Source organism: Gordonia oryzae (assembly GCF_003797185.1).
Taxonomy (GTDB): domain Bacteria; phylum Actinomycetota; class Actinomycetes; order Mycobacteriales; family Mycobacteriaceae; genus Gordonia; species Gordonia oryzae.
In genome coordinates this window covers 209398-234688 of record NZ_RKMH01000003.1, presented here as the reverse complement: position 1 = coordinate 234688, position 25291 = coordinate 209398, and the positions used below count along the sequence as shown (strand labels likewise).

The following is a 25291-nucleotide window of genomic DNA, read 5'->3' as shown; positions in this document are numbered from 1 at the left end:
GGCACTGCCGACGCCCGTGGAATTGCCTAGCGGAGCAGTGTGTCCGGCGCCGGTGTTGGATCGGGAAGTCGTCGTAACGGATATCGAAATCCGGGTTTGCCCGTTTCCTCTCGTCGATGATGCGGGCGGTGCCCCCGTATCCCTGAGTACATGCCGCTGGGGTGTTCGTCGATCACGGTGCGCGGGTCGTCGAGCGGTATCGATTGCGCCAGTCGCACGGTGGAGGCCGCCACCTCGTCGAGAGGCGGTGTCGCCGAGGACCTCGCGATCGTGGACCGTCGTGTAGGGCCGACGACATGGCGCAGTGGTGGATCCTTGGTCAGTTCGGAACCGAGGCAAACGGTGCGCGGTCGATGGCCCGCTTGAGGATCTTGCCGGTTGCCCCTTTGGGGAGTTCGTCGACGACGTGCACGATGCGCGGTACCTTGTAAGCCGACAGACGTTCTTTTGCCCACTCGCGCAACGCATCCTGCTCGATTGTGGTACCCGGACGCGCCGCGATGACCGCGGCGATCTCCTCGCCGTAATGGTCGTCGGGTACGCCGATGACAGCGACCTCGACGATGTCGGGGTGGGTGTAGAGGACCTCCTCGACCTCACGGGGATACACGTTGTAGCCGCCGCGGATGATGAGGTCCTTGGCGCGATCGACGATCCGGATGTCGCCGTCGGCGTCCATCGAGCCCAGATCGCCGGTGCGCAGCCATCCGTCGACGAGTTCGGCCGCGGTGGCGTCGGGCCGATTCCAGTAGCCGGTCATCACTGTCGGGCCGGTGATGACGATCTCGCCGACCTCGCCGGCGGGCAGGACGGTGCCGTCCGGGTCGCGGATCTCGATCCGGAATCCCGGCAGCGCTGTCCCGACGGTCCCCACCTTGGGCGGGCCGTCGAGATTGCGGAAGGTGGCGGTGCCCGCGGTCTCGGTGAGGCCGTAGCCCTCCAGGATGGAGCAGCCGAACCGCTCCTCGAAGACGCGGATCACCTCACCGGGAAGAGAGGCGCCGCCCGAGCAGGCCAGTCGCAGGTCGGCGAAATCGCCTGGGGTGTAACCCCCGGTGATCTGCAGCATGGCGTTCCACATGGTGGGCACCCCGCAGGCAATCGTGATGTGCTCGTCGCGCAGGCGATCCATGAACTCGGTCGGCGTGAAGGGGCTCATCAGCGACAACGTCCCCGCCCAGGTGAGTGCGCCGTGCATCACGACCACTTGGCCGAAACAGTGGAACAGCGGTAATGCGGTGGCCCATCGCTCGGTGTCGTGCAGGCGCAATGCTTCGCGAAACGCCTGTGGTGCGGCGTTGACGTTCGCGATGCTCAGCTGCGCGCCCTTGGGTTTGCCGGTGGTGCCGGAGGTGTAGAGGATCACCGCGGTCTCGTGCTCGGCGCGCTCGACATACGTGGTCACACCCTCGATCTCGGTGGGATCTTCCTCGAAGGGCCGGATCTCGGTGAAGGGCAACCCACGCTGCTCGGCGACCGCGCAGGCATTGGTCGCACAGTCCCGCCAGGCGACGATCAGCATCGTGCCCGAATCCTCGACGACGTACTGGATCTCAGGAACCGTCGACATCACGTTCATGGTGATGACGGTGGCGCCGAGGGTGTGCAGACCGTAGTAGACGATCGGGAATTCGGGGATGGTCGGTGCGATGAGCAGAACGCGATCCCCGGGGCCCACCCCGGCGGCAGCGAACCGTGCCGCGGCGCGGGCGATTCGGGCCCGAAGGTCGGCGTAGGTCAGCGTACGCGGCCCGCTGCGCACCGCGATGCGATCGGGGTGCTGCTCAGAGTTTTTCCACAGGGCAGCAACAGGATTGGCTGCGGCAGGAGTGTTCATGAGGTAGCTCTCACTCGAAGTAGCGGCGGGGGACCTCGACGAGCATCGTGGTGATCTGCTCGTCGGAGACTCCGCGTTCACGCAGGGTCGGTAGGACGTCCTCGCTGATATGGCGGTAATTCCACTTGGGCACGGTCTGCTTCTTGGCCTCGGGATCGAACCAGTCGATGAAGCACGCGGCGTCGTGCGCGAGCCCGATGCGGTCGGCGTATCCGCGCTTGCACAGTTCGACAATGGTGTTGATGCGATCGTCGAAGGGCAACAAGACATCCAGCCCGAACCGATCCATGCCCAGGATGGACCCGGCATCGGCGATCTTCATCAGGTAGTCGAGGTCGGTGCTGTCTCCGGAATGTCCGATGACGACTTTGCTCAGATCAACGCCCTCCTCGGTGAGCACACGCTGGGCAACGAGCCCGGATTCGGTGTGCGGATTGGTGTGCACGGTGATGGGCGCGCCGGTGGCGACACTGGCCTGCCCGACCGCGCGCATCACCCGCTCGACTCCCGGGGTGAGTCCCTGTTCCTCGATGGCGCACTTCAAGAACGCCGCTCGCACGCCGGTGCCGGCGATGCCCTCGGTGAGATCGCGCACGAAATAGGTGACGAGCGGTTCGTCGACGTCGAAGAGCAGGCCCGGGCCGGTGTAGTGGAATTGGAAGGGGATTTCGTTGTAGGTGTAGAGCCCGGTCGCGACGACGATGTTCAGGTCGATCTGCTCGGCGATCTTCTGAATGCGGGGGATGTATCGACCGAGACCGAGGACTGTCGGGTCGAGGATCGTGTCGATGCCCAGGGACTTGAGTTCGTTGAGGTCGCGGACGGCCTCGGCGATCTGGCGCTCTTCGTCCCAGTCGCCCTGATAGTTGATCCGATACTCCTCGCCGACAACGAAGACGTGTTCGTGGATGAGGGTGTGACCGAGTTGGTCCGAGGAGATCGGACCGGTGACGGTGGTGACGGTGGACATGCGCTTCCCTTCGATGCGAGTGAGATCCGTAGTGCACTGTGGTCTACATCACTGAAAGGACCCTAATTGAGGGTGAGTTCAGATTCAAGGTGGGCGCGGTGATCGGATCCATGCCGCACCGTGATCATCGCGAGACTCATCTCCTCTTGCCTTTTGCCACACTGGTGTGGTGCTGAAGTTACTGATGAGGCGAATGAGGTTTCTGGGACTGATGGTGATTGCGGTGTTGGCGGCTTTCGCCGGTGGTGCCGGCATCGCTACTGCCGCCCCATCGACCACGCCGACGACCCCGGCCACTCCCGGTGCGACGCTGCCCGGTGGCATCAGCATTCCGCAGACCGGTATCCCCGAACTCGACAAGGTCCTCGACACACTCTCCGGGACCGGCTCGTCCGGCGGCGGGACGCAGACGAGTCAGACGAGTCAACTGATCGTCGTGACCGCACCCAAGGCCAGCGACCAGAAGGCGACGCTCACCGCGTTCGAGCGCGACTCCACCAGTGGTAGCTGGAGGCCGGTGTTCGGGCCGACCCAGGCATTCCTGGGCGAAGTGGGAATGGGTGAGCCCGCCGACAACGTCTACCGCACCCCGCAGGGCACCTTCGCCCTCGACCAGGCCTTCGGGCGGCTGGCCAATCCCGGTACCAAGATGCCGTACTTCCAGGTGACACGCCAGGATTGGTGGGATTCGGACATGAAGTCGCCGACCTACAACACACACGTGCACCAGACACAGAGCCCCGGTGGGGACAGCGAGAACCTCTACGACGCCGGACCCGCGTACGACTACGCGGTGAACATCGCGTCCAATCCGCAGCGCATTCCCGGCAAGGCGTCGGCGATCTTCCTTCACGCCAGCACCGGCGAACCGACGATGGGATGCGTGGCGATCGACAAGGATGTGCTACGCAACATCTTGACCTGGCTCGATCCCGCCAAGAGCCCGAAGATCACCATCGGCGTCAATCAGGTTGCGCCCACGGGTAATGCGCCGGCGCTGACGACACCGCAGTCCACGGCGCCGCAGTCCACGGGACCGCAATCAACGCCCCAGTCGGGAACCCCCCAGTCGGGAACCACGATGTCCACGCCGGGTGCCACGAGTGGACTCCTCGACGACAATGGCCTGACCCAGTTGCTCAACCAACTGGTCGGCATCCTGCCGTCCATGCTGGGAGTCGGTGGCTGACAACCATATCCGTGAGGTGACGAGGCGACGCCGTCGATCCGTGTGGGATCGGCGGCGTAGCCGTGTCGGTGGTCGGGGTGCAGCGTCCGGGATCTTCGTGGCGGGTCGGGATTCGCCGATCAGCGTTCGCGGTCGAGATTCGCCATCTTCAGCACGTCGAGCCGCTTGTCGAGCTCGGCCTCGCTGAGCTTGTCGCCGATGAGGCCGCGATCGATGACGCTCTGCCGAATCGTCGTGCCCTCCTTGAGGGCTTGTTTGGCGACCGCGGCCGCCTCCTCGTATCCGATCGCCGAGTTGAGCGGGGTGACGATCGACGGAGAACTCTCGGCAAGCGTCTTGAGACGCTCCTCGTGGGCGACGAGGCCGGAGATGCAGCGGTCGGCGAACAGCCGGGACACGTTGGCCAGCAACTTGAGCGACTCCAGCACGTTGCGCGCCATCATCGGGATGTACACATTCAGCTCGAAGGCGCCGTTGCCGCCACCCCAGGTGACCGCGGCGTCGTTGCCGACGACCTGCGCGGCGACCTGGGTGACCGCTTCGGGCAGAACGGGATTGACCTTGCCGGGCATGATCGAGCTGCCGGGCTGCAGGTCGGGCAGTTGGATCTCGCCGAGGCCGGTGAGCGGGCCCGACCCCATCCAACGAACGTCATTGGCGATCTTGGTCAGCGACACCGCGACCGTCTTCAGCTGCCCCGACAGTTCGACCAGCCCGTCCCGGGCGGCCTGGGCCTCGAAGTTGTCCTTGGCGAGCGAGAGGGCGTCGACGTCGGTGAGCTTGCGCAGTTCGGCGACGACCTTGGTGCCGAAGCCGGCCGGCGCGTTGAGACCGGTGCCGACGGCGGTTCCGCCGATCGGCAGTTCGCCGACCCGGGGAAGTGTTGAGGTGATGCGCTCGATACCGGCCTCGACCTGGCGGGCATAGCCACCGAACTCCTGGCCCAGGGTCACCGGTACGGCATCCATCAGGTGGGTGCGACCGCTCTTGACGACCTCACGCCACTCGTTCGACTTCTCCAACAATGCCAACCGGAGATGGTCGAGCGCCGGGATCAGATCGCTGACCGCGGCCTCGGTGGCCGCGACGTGGGTGGCGGTCGGGAAGGTGTCGTTGGACGACTGCGACATGTTGACGTGGTCGTTGGGATGGACCTCGACGCCGGTCGCCTTGGCGATCGAGGCGATGACCTCGTTGGCGTTCATGTTGGAGCTGGTGCCCGAGCCGGTCTGGAACACGTCGATGGGGAACTGGTCGTCATGCTTACCGTCGGCGATCTCCTTGGCCGCGGCGATGATGGCGTCGGCCTTCGCCGCATCGAGGAGCCCGAGATCCTTGTTGACCTGCGCGCACGCCGCCTTGAGCAGTCCCATCGCCCGGATCTGGGTGCGTTCGAGCGGGCGGTGGCTGATCGGGAAGTTCTCGACGGCGCGCTGGGTCTGGGCCCGCCACAGCGCGTCGACGGGGACTTTGACCTCGCCCATGGTGTCGTACTCGATGCGGTACTGCTGCTCGGTCATGGTGCTGCGTCCTCCGATGGTCGACGGCGAGTTAGGACTACCTCAATTCACGCTACTCGTCACCGTCGGAGCCCGGCGCGCAGGCCCGTCGACAGCTCTGTGCCGTAGATCGGTGTCACTGGGCGACACGAAAGTACGGCACAAGTGGTGGTCTCGACCGAGTTGTCCACAGATCCTCCTCGCGGGCGACCGACGGCGCCGTCGGCGGTCACACTGTGCGCCATGACCGTTGCTCCGCCCGACACGGCTCGTCTCGACTACCTGCTCGCGTCGCAGGACGGTGTCGTCACCCGCGGGCAGGTGATCGACTGTGGATTCTCCGCAGCTTTCGTCCGCCGCATGGTGCGACGCCGGGAATGGGCGACGGTGTTCCCCGGCGTCTATGTCGATCACACCGGGCCACTGACTGCACGACAGCGCCAGTGGAGTGCGTTACTCGACGCGTTTCCGGCGGCCCTGAGCCACTCATCGGCGATACTCGACGGCGACGTGGCGCCGACCCAGCCGGTGCACATCGTCGTCGACCGACAACGCCGGGTGACCAGACGCCGGGGTGTGGTCGTCCACTACGGGTCTCGGCTGGACGACAGGGTGCTCTGGCATGCGCGTCCACCGCGCGTGCGTATCGAGGAGGCCGTGCTCGATGTCGTCGATGCGTCGTCGTCGGCGGCGCGCGTCATCGCCTGCCTGGCAGATGCGGTGCAGGCTCGCCGAACCACCGCAGACCGCCTGCTCGCGGCGCTGCGCCGCCGGCCACGGATCGCGCACCGACGGTTCGTCGAGGGCGTTCTCCGTGATATTCGGGACGGCACGTGTTCGGTTCTCGAGCACGGATACCTGACGAAAGTCGAACGGGCCCATGGTCTTCCTGCGCCGATCCGGCAGGCGCCGACCACCGTGGGGCGTCGGGGCCTGCGCGATGTGGAGTACGTCGACTTCGGTCTCGTCGTCGAACTCGACGGCCGACTCGGTCACGACGGTCCGGTGGCACGCGACCGCGACCTCGAACGTGACCTCGACGCCGCGGTTCACGGCGATCGGCTGACGCTTCGTCTGGGATGGGGACAGGTGTACGAACGTCCGTGTGCCACAGCGACGAAGATCGCCTGCGCACTGCACGCCCGCGGATGGCGGGGAACCGTCGCCGGATGCCCGGCATGTCCGTCATCGCCGTAGATCGGTGTCACATGGTGGCATCGATCTACGGCGTAAGCCCGCTCAGCGCTCCTTCGACCGGATGCGCACCCCGCCCAGCGGGACGGTCACCGCGCCGCCCGGATCGGTGAAGAAGTCGTTGCCCTTGTCGTCGACGACGATGAACGCCGGGAAGTTCTCCACCTCGATCTTCCAGACGGCTTCCATGCCGAGCTCGGGGTATTCGATGACCTCCTGGCTCCTGATGCAATCGAGCGCCAGCCGTGCGGCCGGGCCGCCGATCGAGCCGAGGTAGAAACCACCGTGTGCCGCACAGGCATTGGTGACCTGCTTGGAGCGGTTGCCTTTGGCCAGCATCACCATCGAGCCGCCCGCCGCCTGGAATTTCTCGACGTAGGAGTCCATGCGGCCGGCCGTGGTCGGTCCGAACGAGCCCGAGGCCATACCCTCCGGGGTCTTCGCCGGTCCGGCGTAGTAGACAGGGTGATCGCGGAGGTACTGCGGCATGGGTTCGCCCGCGTCGAGGCGCTCGGCGATCTTGGCATGCGCGATGTCTCGGGCGACGACGAGCGGGCCGGTGAGCGAAAGCCGGGTCTTGACAGGGTAGTTGGACAGCTCCGCGAGGATCTCACTCATCGGGCGGTTCAGATCGATGTCGACGACCGCGCCCCCCTCGATGTCCTCGGCGACGCCGGCGTCCGGCATGTACTGCGCGGGATCGGTTTCGAGCTGCTCGAGGAACACGCCGTCGGCGGTGATCTTGCCCAATGCCTGGCGGTCAGCCGAACACGACACCGCGATCGCGACCGGACAGGAGGCGCCGTGGCGCGGCAGCCGGACGACGCGGACGTCGTGGCAGAAGTACTTGCCGCCGAATTGTGCTCCGATGCCGAAGGATTGGGTGAGCTTGAACACCTCCTCCTCCAATTCCACGTCCCGGAAGCCGTGGGCGGCCATCGATCCCTCGGTGGGCAGGGTGTCGAGGTAGTGCGCCGAGGCGTATTTCGCCGTTTTCAGGGCGAACTCGGCGGAGGTTCCGCCGATGACCACCGCGAGGTGATATGGCGGGCAGGCTGCGGTGCCGAGGGAGCGGATCTTCTCGTCCAGGAACTCCAGCAGCCGCTTGGGATTGAGGATGGCCTTGGTCTCCTGGAACAGGAACGACTTGTTGGCGCTACCGCCACCCTTGGCCATGAACAGGAACTTGTATTCGGGGCCCTTCGGTCCCTGCTCGGTGGAGTAGATCTCCACCTGCGCAGGCAGATTGGTGCCCGTGTTCTTCTCGTCGTAAGTGGTCAGGGGAGCCAGCTGCGAATACCGCAGATTGAGCTTGGTGTAGGCGTCGTAGACGCCGCGCGAGATCCACTCACCGTCGGTGACCCCGGTGAGCACCCCCTCGGACTTCTTGCCCATGACGATCGCGGTACCGGTGTCCTGGCACATGGGTAGCACGCCGCCCGCGGAGATGTTGACGTTCTTGAGCAGGTCGAGCGCGACGAAGCGGTCGTTGCCCGAGGCCTCCGGATCGTCGATGATCTTGCGCAACTGCGCGAGGTGCGCGGGCCGCAGATAGTGGCTGATGTCGTGCATCGCCTCGGCGGTCAGTCGCTGCAAGGCCTCGGGGGCGACCTTGAGGAAGGTCTGACCATCGGCGGTGAAGGTCGAGACCCCCTCGGTGGTGATCAGTCGATACGGGGTGTCATCGGCGCCGGAGGGCAGCAAATCGGCATAGCGGAACTCCGGAGCAAGGGCTGGTTTGCTCACGCGGAAATCCTAGCGCGGCACCTCAGAGCCCGAGCAGGGAGCGGAACGCCTGCGCGGCCGCCGACGGTTCGCGACGCGAGACGACCCCGAGACTCGAGCGGGCTGCCGTGTCGGCCAGGGGTACCGCGACGACGCCGTCGAAGCCGGCGGCGGTGTTCTCGCTGAGCGCACCGACGCCGATGCCGCGACGGGCCAGCAGGCTCACCTGGGCGGGCGTCGTCACCTCCCACCGTGGGGTCGCGGTCATCCCGATGCGAGCAGCTGCGGCATCGAGAGCGCCGCGTGCCCCGGTACCGACCGGCAGGGAGATCAGGTCGGCGGTCAACAGTCGCGCGGTGTCCAGGGTCGTCGACGACGCCCACGGATGATCGGGGGCGAGGACCGCGCACAACGCATCCTCGACGATGACGCGGGTGAGCAGGTCGGCCGGCGCCGCGCCCGCCCATCCGGCAACGGCGACGTCGAGCCCGCCGTCACGCACCGCGCGTATCAGATCGTCGGAGAGACCCTCGATCAGCCGGACGTCGATCCCCGGGTGACTGTCGTGCATCACCGCAAGGGCGTCGACGAGCGGATCCCAGGTCAGTCCGGTGACGGCCCCGACACGCAGTGATCCGGTCATCACACCGCGGATCGCGTTGGCCGTGTCGGTGACGGCGTCGAGGCCGCTCAGTGCCTGGCGGATCGCCGGCAGCAGGCTGCGCCCCTCCTCGGTGAGCGATACCCGCCGAGAGGTGCGATCGAAAAGCGTCACGCCCAGTTCGCGTTCGAGCTTCGCGATCTGGGTGGACACCCCGGACTGGCTGACACGCACGGTCTGCGCGCCGGCGGTGAAGGTGCCGGCGTCGACGACCGCGATCACGTACCGCAGCTGATGCAGTTCCATTGCTGGAAATGATAGGTGCTATCCGAAAGATCTGTTGGACGGATGGAACCCTCGGACTCCACCCTGGAGTCATGACAGAGATGATCTCCACCACCGAGACCACCCGCACCGTCGCCGAGACCTACTTCGATGCTTGGCGCACAAGAGATTTCGATCGGTTGCGGTCTGTGCTCGCCCCCGACGTGAGCTTCGTCGGCGTCATGGGTGTCGCCGACGGCGCCGACGCTTGCCTCGCAGGACTTCGGGGCATGGCCGAATCGATCATGGACGACCTGGTCCTGCACGCCCGAGTGGCCGACGGTGATGACGTCATCACCTGGTTCGACCTGGTGACCAAGGACGGCGCCACGTTGCCGACTGCCAACTGGAGCCACGTCGAAGACGGACTGATGACCCGCATCCGGGTCACCTTCGATCCGCGCCCACTCGGAAACGGTTGAGCCTCAGGGGTAGTGGCGCACCGGACCGAACTCGGCCCGGTGCGCTTCAGAAGCGGTGCTCGATGTCGGCGTAGTCGCCGATCTCAGCAGCGAGAAGCTCGGCGATGCGGTGTCCCTCGGCTCGCCAGCGTGCTTCGATGACCGCGTCCGGGTCGCGGTCGAGCGCCGAGAGTGCCTGTTCCCAGACGTCGTGCCAGGCCCGGACTCGCTGCGTCAACTCCGCCGACAGCCCGTAGTCGTTCGGCGTCGTCGCGTAGCCGACGTTCCAGGTCTCGGTGGAGTTCTCCCACAGCGGCCAGTCACGACCGTAGTCGGGAAACAGTCGCACCGTCCGTCTCGCCGGCGGTTTGCCGCCCCACGTGCCCTGCAGCGGTGGGGGCGGGTTGTGCCGAATGGCGTCCTGTTCCTCCGGGGTCACCGCCGTCCAGGCCAGCAGGGCCGGCTCACCGTCAGCGGACGCCGGCTCGGTGGCATATAGAACCACGCGTGTCGTCCGTGTACGACTCGCGAGGGCTCAGATGCTCAGGCGTGCGTACTCGCGGAGCTTGGCGGTCTTGTGGACGGCCTCGATCCGGCGAATGGTGCCTGACTTGGAACGCATGACCAGCGAACGTGTGGTGGCGCCGCCGGGTCGATAGGTGACGCCGCGCAGCATGTCGCCGTTGGTGACGCCGGTCGCGCAGAAGAACGAGTTCTCACCACTGACCAGGTCGTTGGTGCCGAGCACACGGTCGAGATCATGTCCGGCGTCGAGTGCCTTCCTGCGCTCTTCCTCGTTGCGCGGCCAAAGCTTGCCCTGGATCTCGCCGCCCATGCACTTCATCGCGACAGCGGTGATGATGCCCTCGGGGGTACCGCCGATACCCATCAGCATGTCGACGGTGCTGTAGTCGCCCGCAGCCGCGATCGACCCCGCGACGTCGCCGTCGGAGATGAGTCGGATCTTGGCGCCGGCCTGTCGGATCTCGCCGATCAGATCGGCGTGGCGGGGCCGGTCGAGGACGACGACGGTCAGGTCGGCGACGTCGATGCCCTTGGCCTTGGCGACCGAGTGGATGTTCCACTCCACCGATTCGTCGATGTTGATGGCGCCCTTGGCCTCCGGCCCCACGGCGATCTTGTCCATGTAGAACACCGCTGAGGGGTCGTACATGGTGCCGCGCTCGGACACCGCGATCACCGCGATCGAGTTGGGGCGGCCCTCGGCCATCAGGGTGGTGCCGTCGATGGGATCGACCGCGACGTCGCAGTCGGGTCCGCTGCCGTCGCCGACCTCTTCGCCGTTGAACAGCATCGGGGCCTCGTCCTTCTCGCCCTCACCGATCACCACGACGCCGCGCATCGACACCGTCGAGAGCAACTCGCGCATCGCATCGACGGCGGCGCCGTCGCCGCCCTTCTTGTCGCCACGTCCCACCCAGCGACCGGCGGCCAACGCGGCTGCCTCGGTAACTCGCACCAACTCCATCGCGAGGTTGCGGTCAGGGGCCTGGGGGGTGGCTTCGGTCATGTCTTGGACTCCTCGGCGTGCGGCGGTGCGACTACCCTCCATCCTCGCATGTCAGCTCGATGCCCTGGTCACCGCCCGGCGTGATCGATCCGGGCGGCTGCGTGCGGTCGGTCAACCGCGGATGGGCGATTTGCCGAACGGACTATGTCGGCTGGAATACTGAGCCCATGGCCCAGAAACCGCGCCATCTCGTCAACGGTAAGGACATGATCTGGTCGATCATTCCGCTGCTGGCGATCTGCGCGCTCGTCGCGATCGCCTCGGGGAACTGCTCGGTGGGGCTCACCGGAAGTGCCTCCGACGACCGGCGCAGCCCGTTCGACGTACAGGGCGCATTGCTCTCGGACTCGCAGACGCTGCCCTTCCCGATTCGCCAGCCACCGGATCCCGCCGGCTGGAAACCGAGTTCGGGTAGCCGCGAGAACGTGTCCGGCCACGTGGTCAGCAACGTCGGCTGGATCACCAACAGCGGTAGCTACGTGCAGCTCACCCAGACCGACGCGTCCGAGGACGAACTCGTCGACCATCTCGCCGGCGGTTCGACCGTGGCGTCGGGTACCGGGACCCGCGAGATAGGCGGGCAGCATTGGGTCACCTACAGCACCCACGACGGCAACAAATTCTGGATCACCGACCTGGGATCGGTCCGAATCGCGGTCATGTCCACCGGCTCCGACAGCGGGATGGCCACGATGGCCGAATCGGTGATCGGGCAGCAGCCGCTGCCGGGTAGGGGTTGACGCGGCAGATCTCCGCTGACTCAAGACCACAAGCGAGGTGATCGCTTGTGCTTAGTTGTCCTCCTCCGACGCGTCCTCACCGTCGAGTTCCGCACCGTCGTTGAGTACGGCCTCGATGCGTTCGCGTGCGCCGGTGAGGTGGGCCTCGCAGCGATCGGCGAGTGCCTCGCCGCGTTCCCACAGCACGAGCGAGGCGTCGAGGTCGAGGCCTCCACGCTCCAGGGTCGCGACCACGTCGGTGAGTTCGTCGCGGGCTTGTTCGTATCCGAGTTCATCGACTGGGGGGCGTCCGCCGTCGGAGGCGTCGGTCCTCTGCGAAGCCGAATTCTTGGCTGCCCGTTGGGGGCTCACTGTTCCTCCTGCGCATGGTCGTCGCTGTGGTCGTGCTGGTGAAGAGGGGAGTACGCGGCCGGTTCGATCGAGGTGACGTCGGCGTGAATCGAGCCGTCGCCCACCCGGATTCGTAGCCGCGCCGACGCCGGTAGACCGTCCACGGAGTCGAGCACGTGCGGCGGGTCGGTGTCGACGCGCTGCACGACGGCGTACCCGCGGGCCAGCGTCTGAGCCGGTCCCAGCGTCGCGAGCCGGGCCGCGAGATGTTCGGTACGGCGGTCCTCGGTGTCGAGGCGGCCGACGAGGGTGCGACGCAGATCCGCTCGAAGCCGGTCGACGCGTTCGTTGTGTCGGTCGAGCACCGTGAACGGATCGGCGAGCACCGGGCGGGCACGAAGGCCGGCGATCACCCGGTCCTCGCGATGCACCCAGTTGCGTAGGGCATGCGCGCTGCGACGGCGCAGGGCGGCGATCCCGGCGAGTTCGGCCTCCACGTCGGGGACCACGCGTTTGGCCGCGTCGGTGGGGGTGGCGGCGCGGATGTCGGCGACGTAGTCCAAGAGTGGATTGTCGGGTTCGTGGCCGATCGCGCTGATCACCGGTGTCGAGCACGCGGCGACCGCCCGCAACAGCGCCTCGTCGGAGAACGGCAACAGGTCCTCGACGCTGCCACCGCCGCGGGCGATGATGATGACGTCGATGTCGGCGTGCGCATCGAGCTCGCGAAGGTGGCCGATGATCCGCGGCACCGCCGTCGGGCCCTGCACCGGTGCATCACGGACATCGAAGCGCACCGCGGACCACCGCGCCGAGGCCACCGACACCACGTCGCGTTGCGCGGCACTGGCGCGGCCGGAGATGAGGCCGATGGTGCGCGGCAGGAACGGGATCGGACGTTTGAGACGTGCGTCGAAGAGTCCCTCGGCGGCCAGCAACTGCCGCAGCCGCTCGATGCGCAACAGCAGCTGACCCACGCCGATGGGTCGAATATCGCTGACGCGCAACGAGATCGTGCCGCGGCCGGTGTAGTAGCTGGGGCGACCGAGCATCACGACGTGGGCCCCGTCGGTGATCGGCACCTCGGAGCGGGCGAGCAGGTCGGGGCTGCACGTGACCGAAATGGAGATGTCGGCGGCGGGATCGCGCAGCGTCAGAAACGATGTGCGCGTTCCGGGGCGGCGGCTGATCTGGGTGACCTGGCCCTCCACCCAGATCTGGCCGAGCCGGTGAATCCAGTCGGCGATCTTGGTGTTGACGGTGCGCACCGGCCACGGGTTGTCGGCCGAATTCGCCGAACCGCCACCGCTCACGTCGATGGCGAGCGCTTGTTCTCGGCCGCGGTGATCCGATTGTCGATCATGGTGATGAACGGAGCGCGGTTGCGGTTGGCCTTCTCATAGGCGAGCAACTCGGAGAGTTCGTCGACACCGACCGACCTCAGCTTGGCGCGCAGCTGGGCCAGGGTGAGGTTGTCGTACTCGGTGTACTCGACGACCTCGGGCACCGGACCGGTGGGCGCCGGGGTGTCACTGCCGGGGCCGGTGGTCGAGGAGGTGATGACTTCTTCGGGGGCCGACGAGTACAGCGCGAATCGCCCGGCGTCGGCGCGCGGGGCCGGCGGCTCTGCGGAGGATGTCACGGCGCGTTTGGGCTCGGACGGCGCGGGCTCGGTGTCGTCGTCCGAGGCGGTGTCGTGCTCGTCATCGGTGGTGTCGGTGAGGATGGCGCGCCCGGACTCGATCGGCACGACGGTATCGGCGACCTCGGTGTCATCCTCATCGAAACGCGCCCACGCGGGCTCTTCGCTGGGGCGATCGAAGATCATTTCCAGTGCGGTGTCGCCTTTGATGGCCAACTCGGCGATGCCCTGCTGGGCGCGCATCGCCAACTGCAGCGTCTCGCTGACCGCGGTCACCGGCAGGGTGAACAGCAGAGTCGGCAACTTGCGCGTCTCTTCGACGGCCGTGACGACGAGACCTGCGGCGATACGGGCCGGATAAGGAGCACGAACCATGTGTTCACTCTGCCATCTCGCGGCGAGTGGTCCAACACGTACCCTTGGGGACATGACTGAATCCAAGCGCATCCTGCTCGCCGAACCGCGGGGATATTGCGCCGGCGTGGATCGCGCCGTGGAGACCGTCGAGCGGGCACTCGACAAGCACGGTGCGCCCGTCTACGTCCGCAAGGAGATCGTGCACAACCGACACGTCGTCGATACCCTCGCCGAGCGTGGCGCGATCTTCGTCGGCGAGACCGACGAGGTACCCGAAGGCGCCATCGTCGTGTTCTCCGCCCACGGTGTCTCCCCGGAGGTGCATCGCACCGCCGCGCAACGCAACCTCAAGACCATCGACGCCACGTGCCCGCTGGTCACCAAGGTGCATCAAGAGGCCAAGCGCTTCGCTCGCGACGACTACGACATCCTGCTCATCGGTCATGAGGGGCACGAGGAGGTCGAGGGCACCGCGGGGGAGGCGCCGGAGCACATCCAGCTCGTGGATGGTCCCGACGCCGTCGACACCGTGCGTGTGCGTGACGAATCGAAGGTCATCTGGCTCTCCCAGACCACGCTGTCGGTGGACGAGACGATGGAGACCGTGCGCCGCCTGCGTGAGCGATTCCCCGAGCTCAACGACCCGCCGAGCGACGACATCTGTTACGCGACCCAGAATCGTCAGGTCGCCGTCAAGGCGATGGCCCCGCAGTGTGACCTGGTGATCGTCGTCGGCTCGAAGAACTCGTCGAACTCGGTGCGGCTCGTTGAGGTGGCACTGCAGAACGGTGCGTCGGCCTCCTACCTGGTTGACTATGCGCGCGAGATCGACCCGGCGTGGCTCGACGGCGTCGAGACCGTCGGCATCACCTCGGGTGCGTCGGTGCCGGAGGTCCTGGTCCGTGGGGTCATCGACTTCCTCTCCGAGTACGGCTTCGATTCGGTCGAAAAGGTCACCACCGCAGAGGAAACGTTGACCTTCGCCCTGCCGCGTGAACTGCGGCCGGCGCGGACGGCCAAGTAACCCAACACCGGATCCGTCGTACCCGGATTCCGGTCAGTACTGGTCAGGGTTGAGTCGACGGACCCGACGATGAGGTCGCGAGAGCGCCAGGACCGTAACCACCACGGCCACCGCGAGCCCCACGCCCACCAGGGCGACGTTGCGCTGGGTGTGATCCGGTGTCGGCGCGACCTCGGGAGCCGCGATCGGGGTAGGCATCTCGGGATCGGCGAGCGGTCCATCGGGCAGTTCGGCGGTCAATGCCGCGAGCGTATCGATGACCCCGTGACCGATCCTCTGATCGTGGCCCGGTCCCGGCGCGTGCGCGGTGCGGACGATACGGTCCATCACCTCACCCGCCGACAACTCCGGGTACCGTGCGCGGACCAAGGCCACCGTCCCGGCGACGAACGGCGTGGAGAAGCTGGTACCGAGCAACGGCTGCGGACCCGAGTTGCTCCGCTGCGCATTGACCAGCGACGAACTACCGGGAGCGCTGTCGAGACTGATGATTCCGGTACCCGGTGCCGCCACATCGACCCACGGCCCGTGCAGGCTGAACGAACTCGGAGCTCCGGTACCGGCATCGACCGAGCCCACCGCAAGAACATACGGCGAGAACCACGCGGGACTGGCCACGGTCTGGACCGAACCCCATCCGTCGGGATCGCCGGAGCGCGGTGGCGGATTCTGGTCGGCGCACGCCGACCCCTGCGACAGGTTGCCCGCCGCGACCACCACGACCACGTTGCGGTCGAAGGCATAGCGGACCGCGGCGCCCAGCGAACGGTCGGCGGGCCGGGTACCCGCCGCCGAACACGCCACCTCGGAGATGTTGATGACCGTGGCACCGAGGTCGACGGCACGGACCACCGCGTTGGCGAGGGTGGTCACCGACCCGTATCCGCCGCCGACCGCCGGGTCCGCGTCGGCGCGTCGCCGGTCTTTGGCGTCGAAGGCGCTGCTGGACTGACGAATCGAGATGATCGAGGCATCCGGAGCCACCCCGGAGAACGCGTCGTGGGGCGACGGGGCGGCCGCGATGAGCCCGGCCACCAGCGTGCCGTGCGCATCACAGTCGGCGAGTCCGTCGCCAGCGGAGACGTAGTCGCCGCCGCCGCGCAATCGTGGCAGCCGGGGATGCGGAGTGACACCGGTGTCGATCACGGCGACTCGTTGGCCCGCGCCGCGGGAAAAGCGCCAGGCCCCTTCCAGATTCATCATCTGTTGGGCAGCAGAGGGCTGGCTCGCGGCGGTGACGGCGACGGGGCGCGCGCAGAGCGTGCGTTGTTCGGTGGGTTCCGGCGGCGCCACCGGCGCCGACCGGTTCAACGCGCCCGGGTCGACCTGAGGAGGATTCAGCGCGAAGGCGGGCCCACCACCGGAGACGGTGACAAGGGTGACGACGGCCAGTGCCACGGCGAGGCCGGTCGGAAAACGACGACGAGCGATAGAACCGGACACCGGTCGCCCAGCTCCGCGACCGATCACTAGATGTCCCGAACCGTCTGGTAGAGATCGAGAATCCAGACCAGTAGCGGCACGATCACCACGATCAGGGCGTACTCGCCGAGCTCGGCGAGGCGGCGCATCACCGGCGAGAACTCGTGTCCGGGTGCGAGCACTCCGAGGACCAGTGCGACAACGAGAGCTGTTGCCGCGACCACGAATCCGACGAACGGCCACCACCCGTCGACCGCGGCCAACGAACCGACGAGCGCAGCGAGGGTCAGCACGCCACCGGCGATCAGGACACACGCCTGCACGAGGTCGCTGTGCGAGCGCCCGCGCAGACACACCACGGCGGCCAGGATGACCGCCAATGACATCGACTTGGCGTCGACGCCGTTCCACGGGGTCGCGGTGATGACCGCGGCGGGGCCGATCACCGCGGTGGCACCGGCCACGATGCCCGTGAGATAGGCGTTCGCCAGATATGAACGACGTTCGAGTGCATCGGCTTTCGGCAGTGCCATCGCTCCGATCGCGCCGATGCCCTCGATGGTCGGGACGGGTTGGGCGTCGTCCGGATCGAGGGGGACACCGGCCGTCGGCACCGGCGGCAGCGGTAGTTTCGCCAACACGATCGTCAGCCGGGGTGCCATAGCGACGACGAGTAACGCCGCGGCTGCGCCGACGGCGGCGACATTGCGCGTCGAGACGTCGATGAGCAGAGCGGCCAGTGAGATCGCACCACCGATCACGGAGGTGGTCAGCAGGGCGGCGTGTACCACCGCGCCGACCGCGCTCAGGCGATAGGACACCACGCAGAAGAGCGCCACCACCGCGAACCCCAGCGAAAGGTGCGCGCAGCCGTAGCGTCCGGGAACGGTGAGCATGCCGGCCACGAACGCTGTCGGAGCGGCCGCGGCGGCCAGGACCGTCGCCGTGGTGTCGTCGCGATATCGATGGGCGACGATGGCCGATGCGGTGACCAACGCCAGCGTCGTCGTCGCCGCAGGGATCGCCGGCCACCAGGCATCGGCATGCCAGCGCATCCCGGCCAGGGCGACCGCACCGACGATCCCCGCCAGGATCGTCGCAGCGAATCCGATCACCCGGGCTCCCTGCGCCGACCAGTTGGCGAAGCGCGACTCGTTCAGGCGCGCAACGGCATCGACGACGTCGTCGAACAGTGCCGGCGAGTCGTCGGTGCGCACCGAGGTGACCATCAGCAGGTCGCCGTCACGCACCCCGGAGTCGGCGAGCGAACGGTTCACCGGCAGCGGTGGCTGCCCGATGTGCGACAGGGTCCATCGTGATCGCCGATCGAGCACGTTGTCGCCGCTCGGATCCGGCTCGGTGTCGTCGGGGTCGCGCCGGCGCGGGCTGCGCGACTCGATCTGGGTGACGAGATCGCCGAGGAGCGCAGCCACCGGGATCGCAGCCGGAAGTGCGACGTCGAGCTGGGTGTTGCCGCCGAGTACCGACACCCGTACCAACGGGGGTTCGATCGACGGCGCCGACGTCCGCGGCCCACCGTTCTCGGCGGGTGCCGCTGGTCGTGTATCCACAGATGACATCTCGACGTTCCTCCCCCTTGATTCGCAGTTACCATAACCAGACGTTCGGCTTTGGGTGAGATGTCCTATTCGTTCCGGTGGATAACAGGGCGTCCAGGACGTCCCGGTGAGTCGACGGGGGACAACGCGCGAGGGGCGAGGTAGAGGGGACGAGGGGGACAGGTGAGCACAACCGACGGTTTTGTGCGGCGGCCACGGATCACTCCACCACGCGCGCCCGGTGGTGAACTGAACATCCAGCCGCCCCCAGATGTGCCGCGGGTGGTGCCGGGCGGGATCTTGCTGAAGTTGCTGCCGGTGATCATGGTGGTCGCGGTCATCGGCATGTTGGCGATGATGTTTGCGACCGGGGGTCGCAACATCCTGACCAATCCGCTGTTCATGATGTTCCCCCTGATGATGCTGATGTCGATGTTCGGCATGTTCGCTGCGGGAGGTCGTGGGGGCGGCAAGAAGGCCGCCGAACTCAACGAGGAACGCAAGGACTACTTCCGCTATCTCGCCGGCCTGCGCACGCAGGTCGGCGACACCAGTGGTGCGCAGCGTGCGGCGTTGACCTGGAGTCATCCCGATCCGCGCAGCATTCCCGATCTGATCGGGACGCGCCGGATGTGGGAGCGGCGCCCGGCTGACATCGATTTCGCACATGTGCGGGTAGGTCTGGGTACGCAGAGGTTGGCCACCCGCCTGGTGCCGCCGGAGACCGGGCCGCTGGAGGATCTCGAGCCGGTGTCGATGGTCGCACTGCGACGATTCGTCCGGACGCACTCGGTGGTGCACCGACTGCCGACTGCGGTGTCGCTGCGGGGCTTTCCGGCCATCAACATCGAGGGTGTGCGTCAAGAGACCCGAGAACTGCTGCGCGCCATGGTCGTCGAGTTGTGCGCCTTCCACGGACCGGATCATCTGCGGGTGGCCGTGGTGACCGCCGACCCGGTCGCTGAGGCCTGGGACTGGGCAAAGTGGCTGCCACACGTCGGACATCCCTCGCTGGCCGATGCCGTCGGACCGATGCGGATGATCTTCCCGGCATTGGCGGATCTGGAGACCGCGCTGGCCGCCGAACTTGCCGACCGCGGCCGGTTCTCCCGGTCGGCGCCGCCGACTCCCGGTCGGGTGCACCTGGTGGTGGTCATCGACGACGGCAGGGTGACCGGAGCCGAGCGGCTCGTCAACGACGCCGGGATGGAGGGCGTCACCGTACTCGATCTGACCGCACCACCCGACGGGCTCGCCGCCAGACGCGGACTGCAGCTGGTGGTCACCGACGGCACGGTCTCGGCGAGAAGTGCCTATGGCACCGAGGATTTCGCGACGATGGACGCGTTGGGTATCGCCGAATGCGAGGCCGTGGCCCGACGGCTGGCTCGCTATCGGTTGGCGACGGCGGCCTCCCTGGCCAGTCTCGATTCCGAGGCCACCGCCCTCGACCCCGGATTACCGGCGCTGCTGGGCATCGACGACGTGTCCCGCTTCGACACGGCGGTGCACTGGCGAGGGCGCACCGGGCGTGAGCGCCTGCGCGTTCCAATCGGCTACACGCCATCGGGTGGGACGGTCGAACTCGACATCAAGGAGAGTGCGCACGGCGGTACCGGTCCGCACGGGTTGTGCATCGGCGCAACGGGTTCGGGAAAGTCGGAGTTCCTGCGTACACTCGTGGTGGCGATGCTGGCGACACACTCGCCCGCCGAACTCAATCTGGTCCTCGTCGACTTCAAGGGCGGCGCCACCTTCCTCGGGCTCGAACGTAGCCCCCACGTGGCGGCTCTGATCACCAACCTCGAGCAGGAACTGGCGATGGTCGACCGGATGAAGGATGCGCTGTCGGGGGAATTGAATCGTCGTCAAGAGGTATTGCGCGCGGCGGGGAACTTCGCCAACGTCACCGAATACGAACAGGCGCGCGCCGCCGGTGCTCCGTTGCAACCTCTGCCGGCATTGTTCATCGTCGTCGATGAGTTCTCCGAATTGCTGGCCCAGAAACCGGATTTCGCCGAACTATTCGTCGCGATCGGACGGCTGGGGCGGTCGCTGCACATTCATCTGCTGCTCGCTTCCCAACGACTCGAGGAAGGCAAGTTGCGGGGGCTCGACAGTCATCTGTCGTACCGGATAGGGCTGAAAACTTTCTCGGCGAACGAGTCCCGATCCGTGCTCGGAGTGCCCGACGCCTACCACCTGCCCAGTGTGCCCGGTTCGGGATACCTCAAATGCGATGCGGGCGAGCCGATCAGATTCAACACCTGCTACGTCTCGGGCCCGTATCACCCGCCCGCCGACGTGCGAGACACCGTGACCGGAGTCGGTGACGCGCTGGGGTTCCGGGGTGCGATGAAGATGTTCACCGCCCTGCCCGTCCCGTTCGACGCCGCCGACGACGTCTCGGGCCTGGACACGACGGGGACGAATCGGGTGCCGCCGGCCGGTGCCGGTGGCTCTGTGCTCGACCAGGCGGCGGCACTGCTGTCGGCGGTCCCGCCCGATGCGTCCGCCGCACTTGCCTCCACCGCCAACTCCGACACCTCACCAGAGCCGGCGGGCGTGACCGCCGGACCCATGAGCGTTCCGTCCCTGCTGCAGACCCTCGTCGGACGGATCGCCGCAGCCGGGCCCAGCGCCCACGAGGTCTGGCTGCCGCCGCTCGACGAGTCGCCGACCGTGGACGGGTTGATCGGCGACCGCGACTTCTCGACACCGTCGGCTCCCGGCGATCTGCGGGTACCGGTCGGCATCATCGATCGCCCCTTCGATCAGCGGCGTGACCAGCACGTCCTGGACCTGTCCGGCGCGGCAGGCAACGTCGCGGTCGTCGGCGGCCCCCAGACCGGCAAGTCGACCGCGGTCCGCACGCTGATCGTCGCCGCGGCCGCCACCCACACCCCCGAACAGGTGCAGTTCTACTGTCTGGACTTCGGCGGCGGTTCCCTCGCCGGTATCGCGGGCCTGCCCCACGTGGGGTCGGTGGCGACCCGCGGCGATATGGACGCGGTGCGCCGCACGGTCGCCGAGGTGACCGCGGTGGTGCGGGCGCGGGAGTTGCGATTCGCCCGTCTCGGTATCGAGTCGATGTCCGATTACCGTGCGCGGCGCCGGGACTGGATGCGCACCGGGCGCACCGGGCCCGACGATCCGCTCGCCGACGACCCGCACGGCGATGTGTTCCTGGTTCTCGACGGGGTCGGCGTGTTGCGCGGGGAGATGGAGTTCCTGGAAGAGCAGATCGGGATCATCGTCTCCCAGGGGCTTTCCTTCGGCGTCCATCTGATCGTGACGGCCACCCGCTGGGCCGAGGTCCGCCCGGCGATGCGGGACCTGATCGGCAGTCGACTCGAACTACGCCTCGGTGACGCCATGGACTCCGAACTCGGACGCAAAGCGGCCTCGCAGGTGCCGCACAACCGACCGGGGCGTGGGCTCAGCCCCGACGGTATGCACCTGCTGGTGGCATTGCCGCGCGTCGACGGCGACCCCTCGCCGGCGACCCTGCCGATGGGTGGACAACTCGCCCTCGACGCGATCTCGCTGGCCTACCCCGACCGGCGCGCACTACCGGTGCGCAAGCTCGGTACCGAGATTTCCGCGGCACGCGTCGCCGAACTCGTCGCCGACGCCGAGATCGTCCTCGGCCCCCATCAGGTGGCGATCGGAGTGGGGGAGCGCGAACTAGCCCCGGTCATCCTGGATTTCGGTGTGCAGCCCCACTTCATGGCCTTCGCCGACGTCGAGCACGGCAAGAGCACACTCCTGACAACGATCGTCTCCGGTTTGGTCGGCGGGGCCACGCCGGATGAGGTGAAGATCGTCCTGGTCGATTACCGTCGCACGATGCTCGGCATCATCGCCGGTGATCACCTCGCCGGATACGCCAGTTCGGGTGAGAACGCGACGAAGATGATGCACCAGCTCGCCGCGTACTTCAGCAAACGACTGCCACCCGACGACCTGACCGTCGATGCGCTCAAGGCACGCAGCTGGTGGTCGGGACCTGAGGTGTACATCGTCGTCGACGACTACGACATGGTCGCCACCTCGTCGGGGAACCCGTTGCTGCCCTTGATCGATCTGGCATCACACGCCCGAGACATCGGTATGCACATCGTGTTGGCGCGTCGCTCCGGCGGACTCGGGCGGGCGCTGTTCGACCCGGTGATCGGGCGACTCAAGGATCTCTCGTCGGACATGCTGCTGATGAGCGGTGACCGCGACGAGGGATACATCACCGGACGAACTCGCATGCAGCGGTTGGTGCCCGGCCGCGGTGAACTCATCTCCCGCACCCGCACGCAGGAGATGATCCAGGTCGCCACGACCGACCCGACCCGTCCGGACAATCCATGACGGACACGGCGGCCACCGACCGGGGCCTTCCGCGCGCCGCGACGACGACCTCGACGAGACCGCTCGTGATCGATCTCGCCTACGGGCACACCAGGGTCGGTGCCGTCGACGGCCCGGACCTCACCGACCTCCTCGAGGACATCGACGCCGACGTCATCGTCGCGGGCGGGGTCCGGATCGGCACCGAGCAACGCTGGCGTGAGGTGTTCATGCAGATGATCGGTGGATACCGCGGGCCGGTGCTCGTCGGTCACCCCAGTACCTGGGGTGCGGTACGCCGAGGGGTGCTCGCCGGGGCCGCCGGCTCGCTGCGCCCGGACATCACGCTGGTGCCGCGGGCGATCCTCGTCGCCCGCAGTCATGCCGATGTGACGGTCAGCAGGTGCGCCGTCGTCGAGACGACTCACCGGCCCACGCACCACCGCGCACCGGCGCCGCCGCGCTGGGACGTACAGCGTCTGCGACGAGGGGCCGTCGGCTGGGAGGCCGAGGAGTCCGCGGTGCTCTGCCCGGCCGGCTCGACGGACGCTGTTGCCGCAGCGGTCGAAGAGGCGATCGATGACGGCGTCGAGGCGGTCTACGTCGACGGTGACGATCCGGCGGAGGTGGACCAGGCCGTCGACCTGATCCTCGACCACGCTGTCGCAGGTCGGGTTGTGTCGGTCGATCACCGACTGATCGCCCGCTGGGGTTCTCGCGTCGCTCACATCGAGCCGCTGGATTTCGGCGACCTCGATGCGCAGGTGGCCGCATCGTCTGGGCGCCGGGGTGTGGAGCTGACGCGATGGCGTGTGCTCGGCGGAGTCCTGGCGGTTGTGGTGCTCATCGTCGGCGTCGTCGCCGCGGTCGCGTTGATCCGACCCGATCGGTCACCTGCGCCCGCCGACCACCTCGTCACCCAGGGACGGACGAGTCTGCTGATCCCGACCGACTGGCAGCAGACCGAGCAGAGCGCGCCGAGTGGTGCGACGTCCTCCTCGGTGCAGTTGCGCGTCGTGTTCGTTGCCCCCGACGACGGCAGCCGCATCCTGCTGATCCAGAGCACCGTGCGGGCGGGATCGACGCCATCGTCGGTGGCGTTGAGCCTGCGCAATCGGATCGCCCAGCGCGGCGACGACGTGGTCAGCGAGTTTTCCGCATCGACCCGCTTCGCCGGGCGGGATGTGATCAGTTACCGCGAGGCCCCGGCATCGGGTGCTCCGATTCGCTGGTATGTGCTGGTGGAGCAGAACCTGCAGGTGAGTGTCGGATGCCAGGCGGGCACCGGTGGCGACTCCGTCGACGAGCCCTGTGCCCAGGCGGTGGCCTCGGCGCGTATCGCCCCGGGCTGACCTGTCGGTGCCGACTGGTCTCCCGGCGTCGCGTGTGAGGCTGAGCGTTTTGACCCTGACCTGGGCTCTCGCGTAGCCTGGATCGCTGGTGCGTGGCATCTTCTCGTCGTGCTCATCGGGCGCGGTGCGGGAAGGTAGTCGAGGCCCGGGTCCCCACTGGTCGCCGGAACATACTCTGCCGCCGTACCTGACCAGCATCCATGACAAGAGTTGAAGGACCAACTGTGCCTACCTACACCCCGAAGGCCGGTGACATCACCCACGCGTGGCATGTCATCGACGCCACCGACGTGGTGCTCGGCCGGCTGGCCGTGCAGAGCGCGAACCTGCTCCGCGGCAAGCACAAGCCGACCTACGCCCCGCATGTCGACGGTGGCGATTTCGTCATCATCATCAACGCCGAGAAGGTCGTGCTGACCAGCAACAAAGCCGAGCGCAAGTTGAACTACCGGCACTCCGGGCATCCCGGTGGCCTCAAGGTCCAGACGACCGCCGAGCTGCTCGAGAGCCACCCCGAGCGTGTGCTCGAGAAGGCGATCACCGGCATGCTGCCGCACACCAAGCTCGGCCGCGCCATGGCCTCGAAGCTGAAGGTCTACGCCGGACCGAATCATCCCCACGCGGCCCAGCGCCCCGTCCCCTTCGAGATCAAGCAGGTGGCCCAGTGAGCAACGAGAACATTTCCGACGAGGCCGCCGTGGACAACGCTGCTGAGGTCCAGGCTGCCGTCGGTGACGACGCCGCAGCTACCGGGGGTTCCGTCGAAGCCGCGGTTGAGGCCGTCGAGTCGGTCGAGCAGGCTGCCGACGACTACGACGCCGATGCAGTCGCCGAGCACGACTTCGATCGTGCTCCGATCGTCATCGACCGTCCGATCCAGACTGTCGGTCGCCGCAAGGAGGCCGTGGTCCGCGTTCGCCTGGTGCCCGGCTCCGGTCAGTTCCACCTCAACGGCCGCACCATCGAGGAGTATTTCCCGAACAAGGTGCACCAACAGCTGATCAAGGCTCCACTGGTCACCGTCGAGCGCACCGAGTCATTCGACATCTACGCCAAGCTCGTCGGTGGCGGCCCCTCGGGCCAGGCCGGCGCGCTGCGTCTGGCGATCGCCCGTGCCCTCATCGAGGTCACCCCGGAGGATCGTCCGGCCCTGAAGAAGGCCGGCTTCCTCACGCGCGACCCGCGTGCGGTCGAGCGCAAGAAGTACGGCCTGAAGAAGGCCCGCAAGGCGTCGCAGTACTCCAAGCGCTGAC

Annotated in this window: 21 protein-coding genes; 9 read left to right on the top strand and 12 right to left on the bottom strand. The window is 67.2% G+C overall.

Going from position 1 to position 25291, the window contains the following annotated elements:
- Nucleotides 1-319 precede the first annotated feature (319 nt).
- Both EF294_RS05265 and EF294_RS05260 read right to left on the bottom strand, forming a co-directional pair.
- Nucleotides 320-1837, bottom strand: a complete 1518-nt coding sequence (locus EF294_RS05265; protein ID WP_123926348.1) for a class I adenylate-forming enzyme family protein — start codon at nucleotides 1835-1837, stop codon at nucleotides 320-322.
- 10 nt (nucleotides 1838-1847) lie between these two features.
- Complete coding sequence (locus tag EF294_RS05260; protein WP_123926346.1) at nucleotides 1848-2807, bottom strand: phosphotriesterase family protein; 960 nt, start codon at nucleotides 2805-2807, stop codon at nucleotides 1848-1850.
- Between the two features lie 193 nt (nucleotides 2808-3000).
- On the opposite strand from EF294_RS05260, the gene EF294_RS05255 reads away from it, so the two are divergent.
- Nucleotides 3001-3996, top strand: coding sequence for a L,D-transpeptidase family protein (locus tag EF294_RS05255; RefSeq protein WP_123926717.1), 996 nt, complete (start codon nucleotides 3001-3003; stop codon nucleotides 3994-3996).
- Between the two features lie 119 nt (nucleotides 3997-4115).
- On the opposite strand, the gene EF294_RS05250 is transcribed toward EF294_RS05255, so the two are convergent.
- Nucleotides 4116-5516 (bottom strand): class II fumarate hydratase, encoded by a 1401-nt coding sequence (locus EF294_RS05250; RefSeq protein ID WP_123926344.1) that lies wholly within the window; start codon nucleotides 5514-5516, stop codon nucleotides 4116-4118.
- Between the two features lie 222 nt (nucleotides 5517-5738).
- On the opposite strand from EF294_RS05250, the gene EF294_RS05245 reads away from it, so the two are divergent.
- Entirely contained in the window at nucleotides 5739-6692 is a 954-nt protein-coding gene (locus EF294_RS05245; RefSeq protein ID WP_123926342.1) for a type IV toxin-antitoxin system AbiEi family antitoxin domain-containing protein, read from the top strand.
- A gap of 42 nt (nucleotides 6693-6734) precedes the next feature.
- On the opposite strand, the gene EF294_RS05240 is transcribed toward EF294_RS05245, so the two are convergent.
- Both EF294_RS05240 and EF294_RS05235 read right to left on the bottom strand, forming a co-directional pair.
- Nucleotides 6735-8435, bottom strand: coding sequence for a fumarate hydratase (locus EF294_RS05240; protein ID WP_123926340.1), 1701 nt, complete (start codon nucleotides 8433-8435; stop codon nucleotides 6735-6737).
- A 22-nt stretch (nucleotides 8436-8457) separates the two neighbouring features.
- Complete coding sequence (locus tag EF294_RS05235; RefSeq protein ID WP_123926337.1) at nucleotides 8458-9321, bottom strand: LysR family transcriptional regulator; 864 nt, start codon at nucleotides 9319-9321, stop codon at nucleotides 8458-8460.
- A gap of 71 nt (nucleotides 9322-9392) precedes the next feature.
- Here EF294_RS05235 and EF294_RS05230 point away from each other — a divergent pair, with 71 nt between their 5' ends.
- Entirely contained in the window at nucleotides 9393-9761 is a 369-nt protein-coding gene (locus tag EF294_RS05230) for a nuclear transport factor 2 family protein (RefSeq protein WP_123926334.1), read from the top strand.
- Nucleotides 9762-9807: 46 nt separating this feature from the next.
- Here EF294_RS05230 and EF294_RS21905 read toward each other — a convergent pair whose 3' ends face one another.
- Nucleotides 9808-10245: a hypothetical protein gene (locus EF294_RS21905; RefSeq protein ID WP_246007688.1), complete on the bottom strand. Its 438-nt coding sequence runs from the start codon at nucleotides 10243-10245 to the stop codon at nucleotides 9808-9810.
- A gap of 30 nt (nucleotides 10246-10275) precedes the next feature.
- A complete protein-coding gene (glpX, locus tag EF294_RS05220; RefSeq protein WP_123926332.1) occupies nucleotides 10276-11271 on the bottom strand; it encodes a class II fructose-bisphosphatase in 996 nt (331 codons plus the stop codon).
- Nucleotides 11272-11438: 167 nt separating this feature from the next.
- On the opposite strand from glpX, the gene EF294_RS05215 reads away from it, so the two are divergent.
- Nucleotides 11439-12011: a DUF4245 domain-containing protein gene (locus EF294_RS05215; RefSeq protein ID WP_123926329.1), complete on the top strand. Its 573-nt coding sequence runs from the start codon at nucleotides 11439-11441 to the stop codon at nucleotides 12009-12011.
- A 51-nt stretch (nucleotides 12012-12062) separates the two neighbouring features.
- On the opposite strand, the gene EF294_RS05210 is transcribed toward EF294_RS05215, so the two are convergent.
- The 3 genes from EF294_RS05210 to EF294_RS05200 are packed head-to-tail and all read right to left on the bottom strand — an operon-like array spanning nucleotide 12063 to nucleotide 14358.
- Nucleotides 12063-12362 (bottom strand): exodeoxyribonuclease VII small subunit, encoded by a 300-nt coding sequence (locus EF294_RS05210; RefSeq protein WP_123926326.1) that lies wholly within the window; start codon nucleotides 12360-12362, stop codon nucleotides 12063-12065.
- Nucleotides 12359-13654: an exodeoxyribonuclease VII large subunit gene (gene xseA, locus EF294_RS05205; protein ID WP_123926323.1), complete on the bottom strand. Its 1296-nt coding sequence runs from the start codon at nucleotides 13652-13654 to the stop codon at nucleotides 12359-12361. Before xseA ends, EF294_RS05210 begins: the two co-directional genes overlap by 4 nt.
- On the bottom strand, nucleotides 13651-14358 hold the full coding sequence (locus EF294_RS05200; protein ID WP_123926321.1) for a lipid droplet-associated protein: 708 nt from the start codon (nucleotides 14356-14358) through the stop codon (nucleotides 13651-13653). Before EF294_RS05200 ends, xseA begins: the two co-directional genes overlap by 4 nt.
- 52 nt (nucleotides 14359-14410) lie before the next feature.
- On the opposite strand from EF294_RS05200, the gene EF294_RS05195 reads away from it, so the two are divergent.
- Nucleotides 14411-15364 (top strand): 4-hydroxy-3-methylbut-2-enyl diphosphate reductase, encoded by a 954-nt coding sequence (locus tag EF294_RS05195; protein ID WP_123926318.1) that lies wholly within the window; start codon nucleotides 14411-14413, stop codon nucleotides 15362-15364.
- A gap of 33 nt (nucleotides 15365-15397) precedes the next feature.
- Here the strand turns inward: EF294_RS05195 and mycP are convergent, their stop codons facing one another.
- Both mycP and eccD read right to left on the bottom strand, forming a co-directional pair.
- Nucleotides 15398-16807, bottom strand: a complete 1410-nt coding sequence (gene mycP, locus EF294_RS05190; RefSeq protein ID WP_246007687.1) for a type VII secretion-associated serine protease mycosin — start codon at nucleotides 16805-16807, stop codon at nucleotides 15398-15400.
- Between the two features lie 26 nt (nucleotides 16808-16833).
- Nucleotides 16834-18366 (bottom strand): type VII secretion integral membrane protein EccD, encoded by a 1533-nt coding sequence (gene eccD / locus EF294_RS05185; RefSeq protein ID WP_246007686.1) that lies wholly within the window; start codon nucleotides 18364-18366, stop codon nucleotides 16834-16836.
- Between the two features lie 162 nt (nucleotides 18367-18528).
- On the opposite strand from eccD, the gene eccCa reads away from it, so the two are divergent.
- The 4 genes from eccCa (at nucleotide 18529) to rpsI (ending at nucleotide 25290) form a co-directional block, all read left to right on the top strand.
- Entirely contained in the window at nucleotides 18529-22707 is a 4179-nt protein-coding gene (gene eccCa / locus EF294_RS05180) for a type VII secretion protein EccCa (protein ID WP_123926312.1), read from the top strand.
- A complete protein-coding gene (locus EF294_RS05175; protein WP_123926309.1) occupies nucleotides 22704-24038 on the top strand; it encodes a type VII secretion-associated protein in 1335 nt (444 codons plus the stop codon). Before eccCa ends, EF294_RS05175 begins: the two co-directional genes overlap by 4 nt.
- Nucleotides 24039-24262: 224 nt before the next feature.
- On the top strand, nucleotides 24263-24706 hold the full coding sequence (rplM, locus tag EF294_RS05170; protein ID WP_123926307.1) for a 50S ribosomal protein L13: 444 nt from the start codon (nucleotides 24263-24265) through the stop codon (nucleotides 24704-24706).
- The gene (gene rpsI / locus EF294_RS05165; RefSeq protein WP_123926304.1) at nucleotides 24703-25290 is read left to right on the top strand and encodes a 30S ribosomal protein S9; all 588 of its coding nucleotides are present in this window, start codon (nucleotides 24703-24705) and stop codon (nucleotides 25288-25290) included. The genes rplM and rpsI overlap by 4 nt, the downstream gene beginning before the upstream one ends.
- Nucleotide 25291: the final 1 nt, after the last annotated feature.

Excerpts from the sequence above, each read along its gene's own strand:
- EF294_RS05195 (WP_123926318.1), top strand. The coding sequence starts at position 14,411 with ATGACTGAATCCAAGCGCATCCTGCTCGCCGAACCGCGGGGATATTGC.
- EF294_RS05250 (WP_123926344.1), bottom strand. The coding sequence starts at position 5,516 with ATGACCGAGCAGCAGTACCGCATCGAGTACGACACCATGGGCGAGGTC.
- EF294_RS05175 (WP_123926309.1), top strand. The coding sequence starts at position 22,704 with ATGACGGACACGGCGGCCACCGACCGGGGCCTTCCGCGCGCCGCGACG.
- EF294_RS05200 (WP_123926321.1), bottom strand. The coding sequence starts at position 14,358 with ATGGTTCGTGCTCCTTATCCGGCCCGTATCGCCGCAGGTCTCGTCGTC.
- glpX (WP_123926332.1), bottom strand. The coding sequence starts at position 11,271 with ATGACCGAAGCCACCCCCCAGGCCCCTGACCGCAACCTCGCGATGGAG.
- EF294_RS05215 (WP_123926329.1), top strand. The coding sequence starts at position 11,439 with ATGGCCCAGAAACCGCGCCATCTCGTCAACGGTAAGGACATGATCTGG.
- EF294_RS05230 (WP_123926334.1), top strand. The coding sequence starts at position 9,393 with ATGACAGAGATGATCTCCACCACCGAGACCACCCGCACCGTCGCCGAG.
- EF294_RS05235 (WP_123926337.1), bottom strand. The coding sequence starts at position 9,321 with ATGGAACTGCATCAGCTGCGGTACGTGATCGCGGTCGTCGACGCCGGC.
- EF294_RS05255 (WP_123926717.1), top strand. The coding sequence starts at position 3,001 with ATGAGGTTTCTGGGACTGATGGTGATTGCGGTGTTGGCGGCTTTCGCC.
- EF294_RS05245 (WP_123926342.1), top strand. The coding sequence starts at position 5,739 with ATGACCGTTGCTCCGCCCGACACGGCTCGTCTCGACTACCTGCTCGCG.
- eccD (WP_246007686.1), bottom strand. The coding sequence starts at position 18,366 with ATGTCATCTGTGGATACACGACCAGCGGCACCCGCCGAGAACGGTGGG.
- EF294_RS05265 (WP_123926348.1), bottom strand. The coding sequence starts at position 1,837 with ATGAACACTCCTGCCGCAGCCAATCCTGTTGCTGCCCTGTGGAAAAAC.
- EF294_RS05260 (WP_123926346.1), bottom strand. The coding sequence starts at position 2,807 with ATGTCCACCGTCACCACCGTCACCGGTCCGATCTCCTCGGACCAACTC.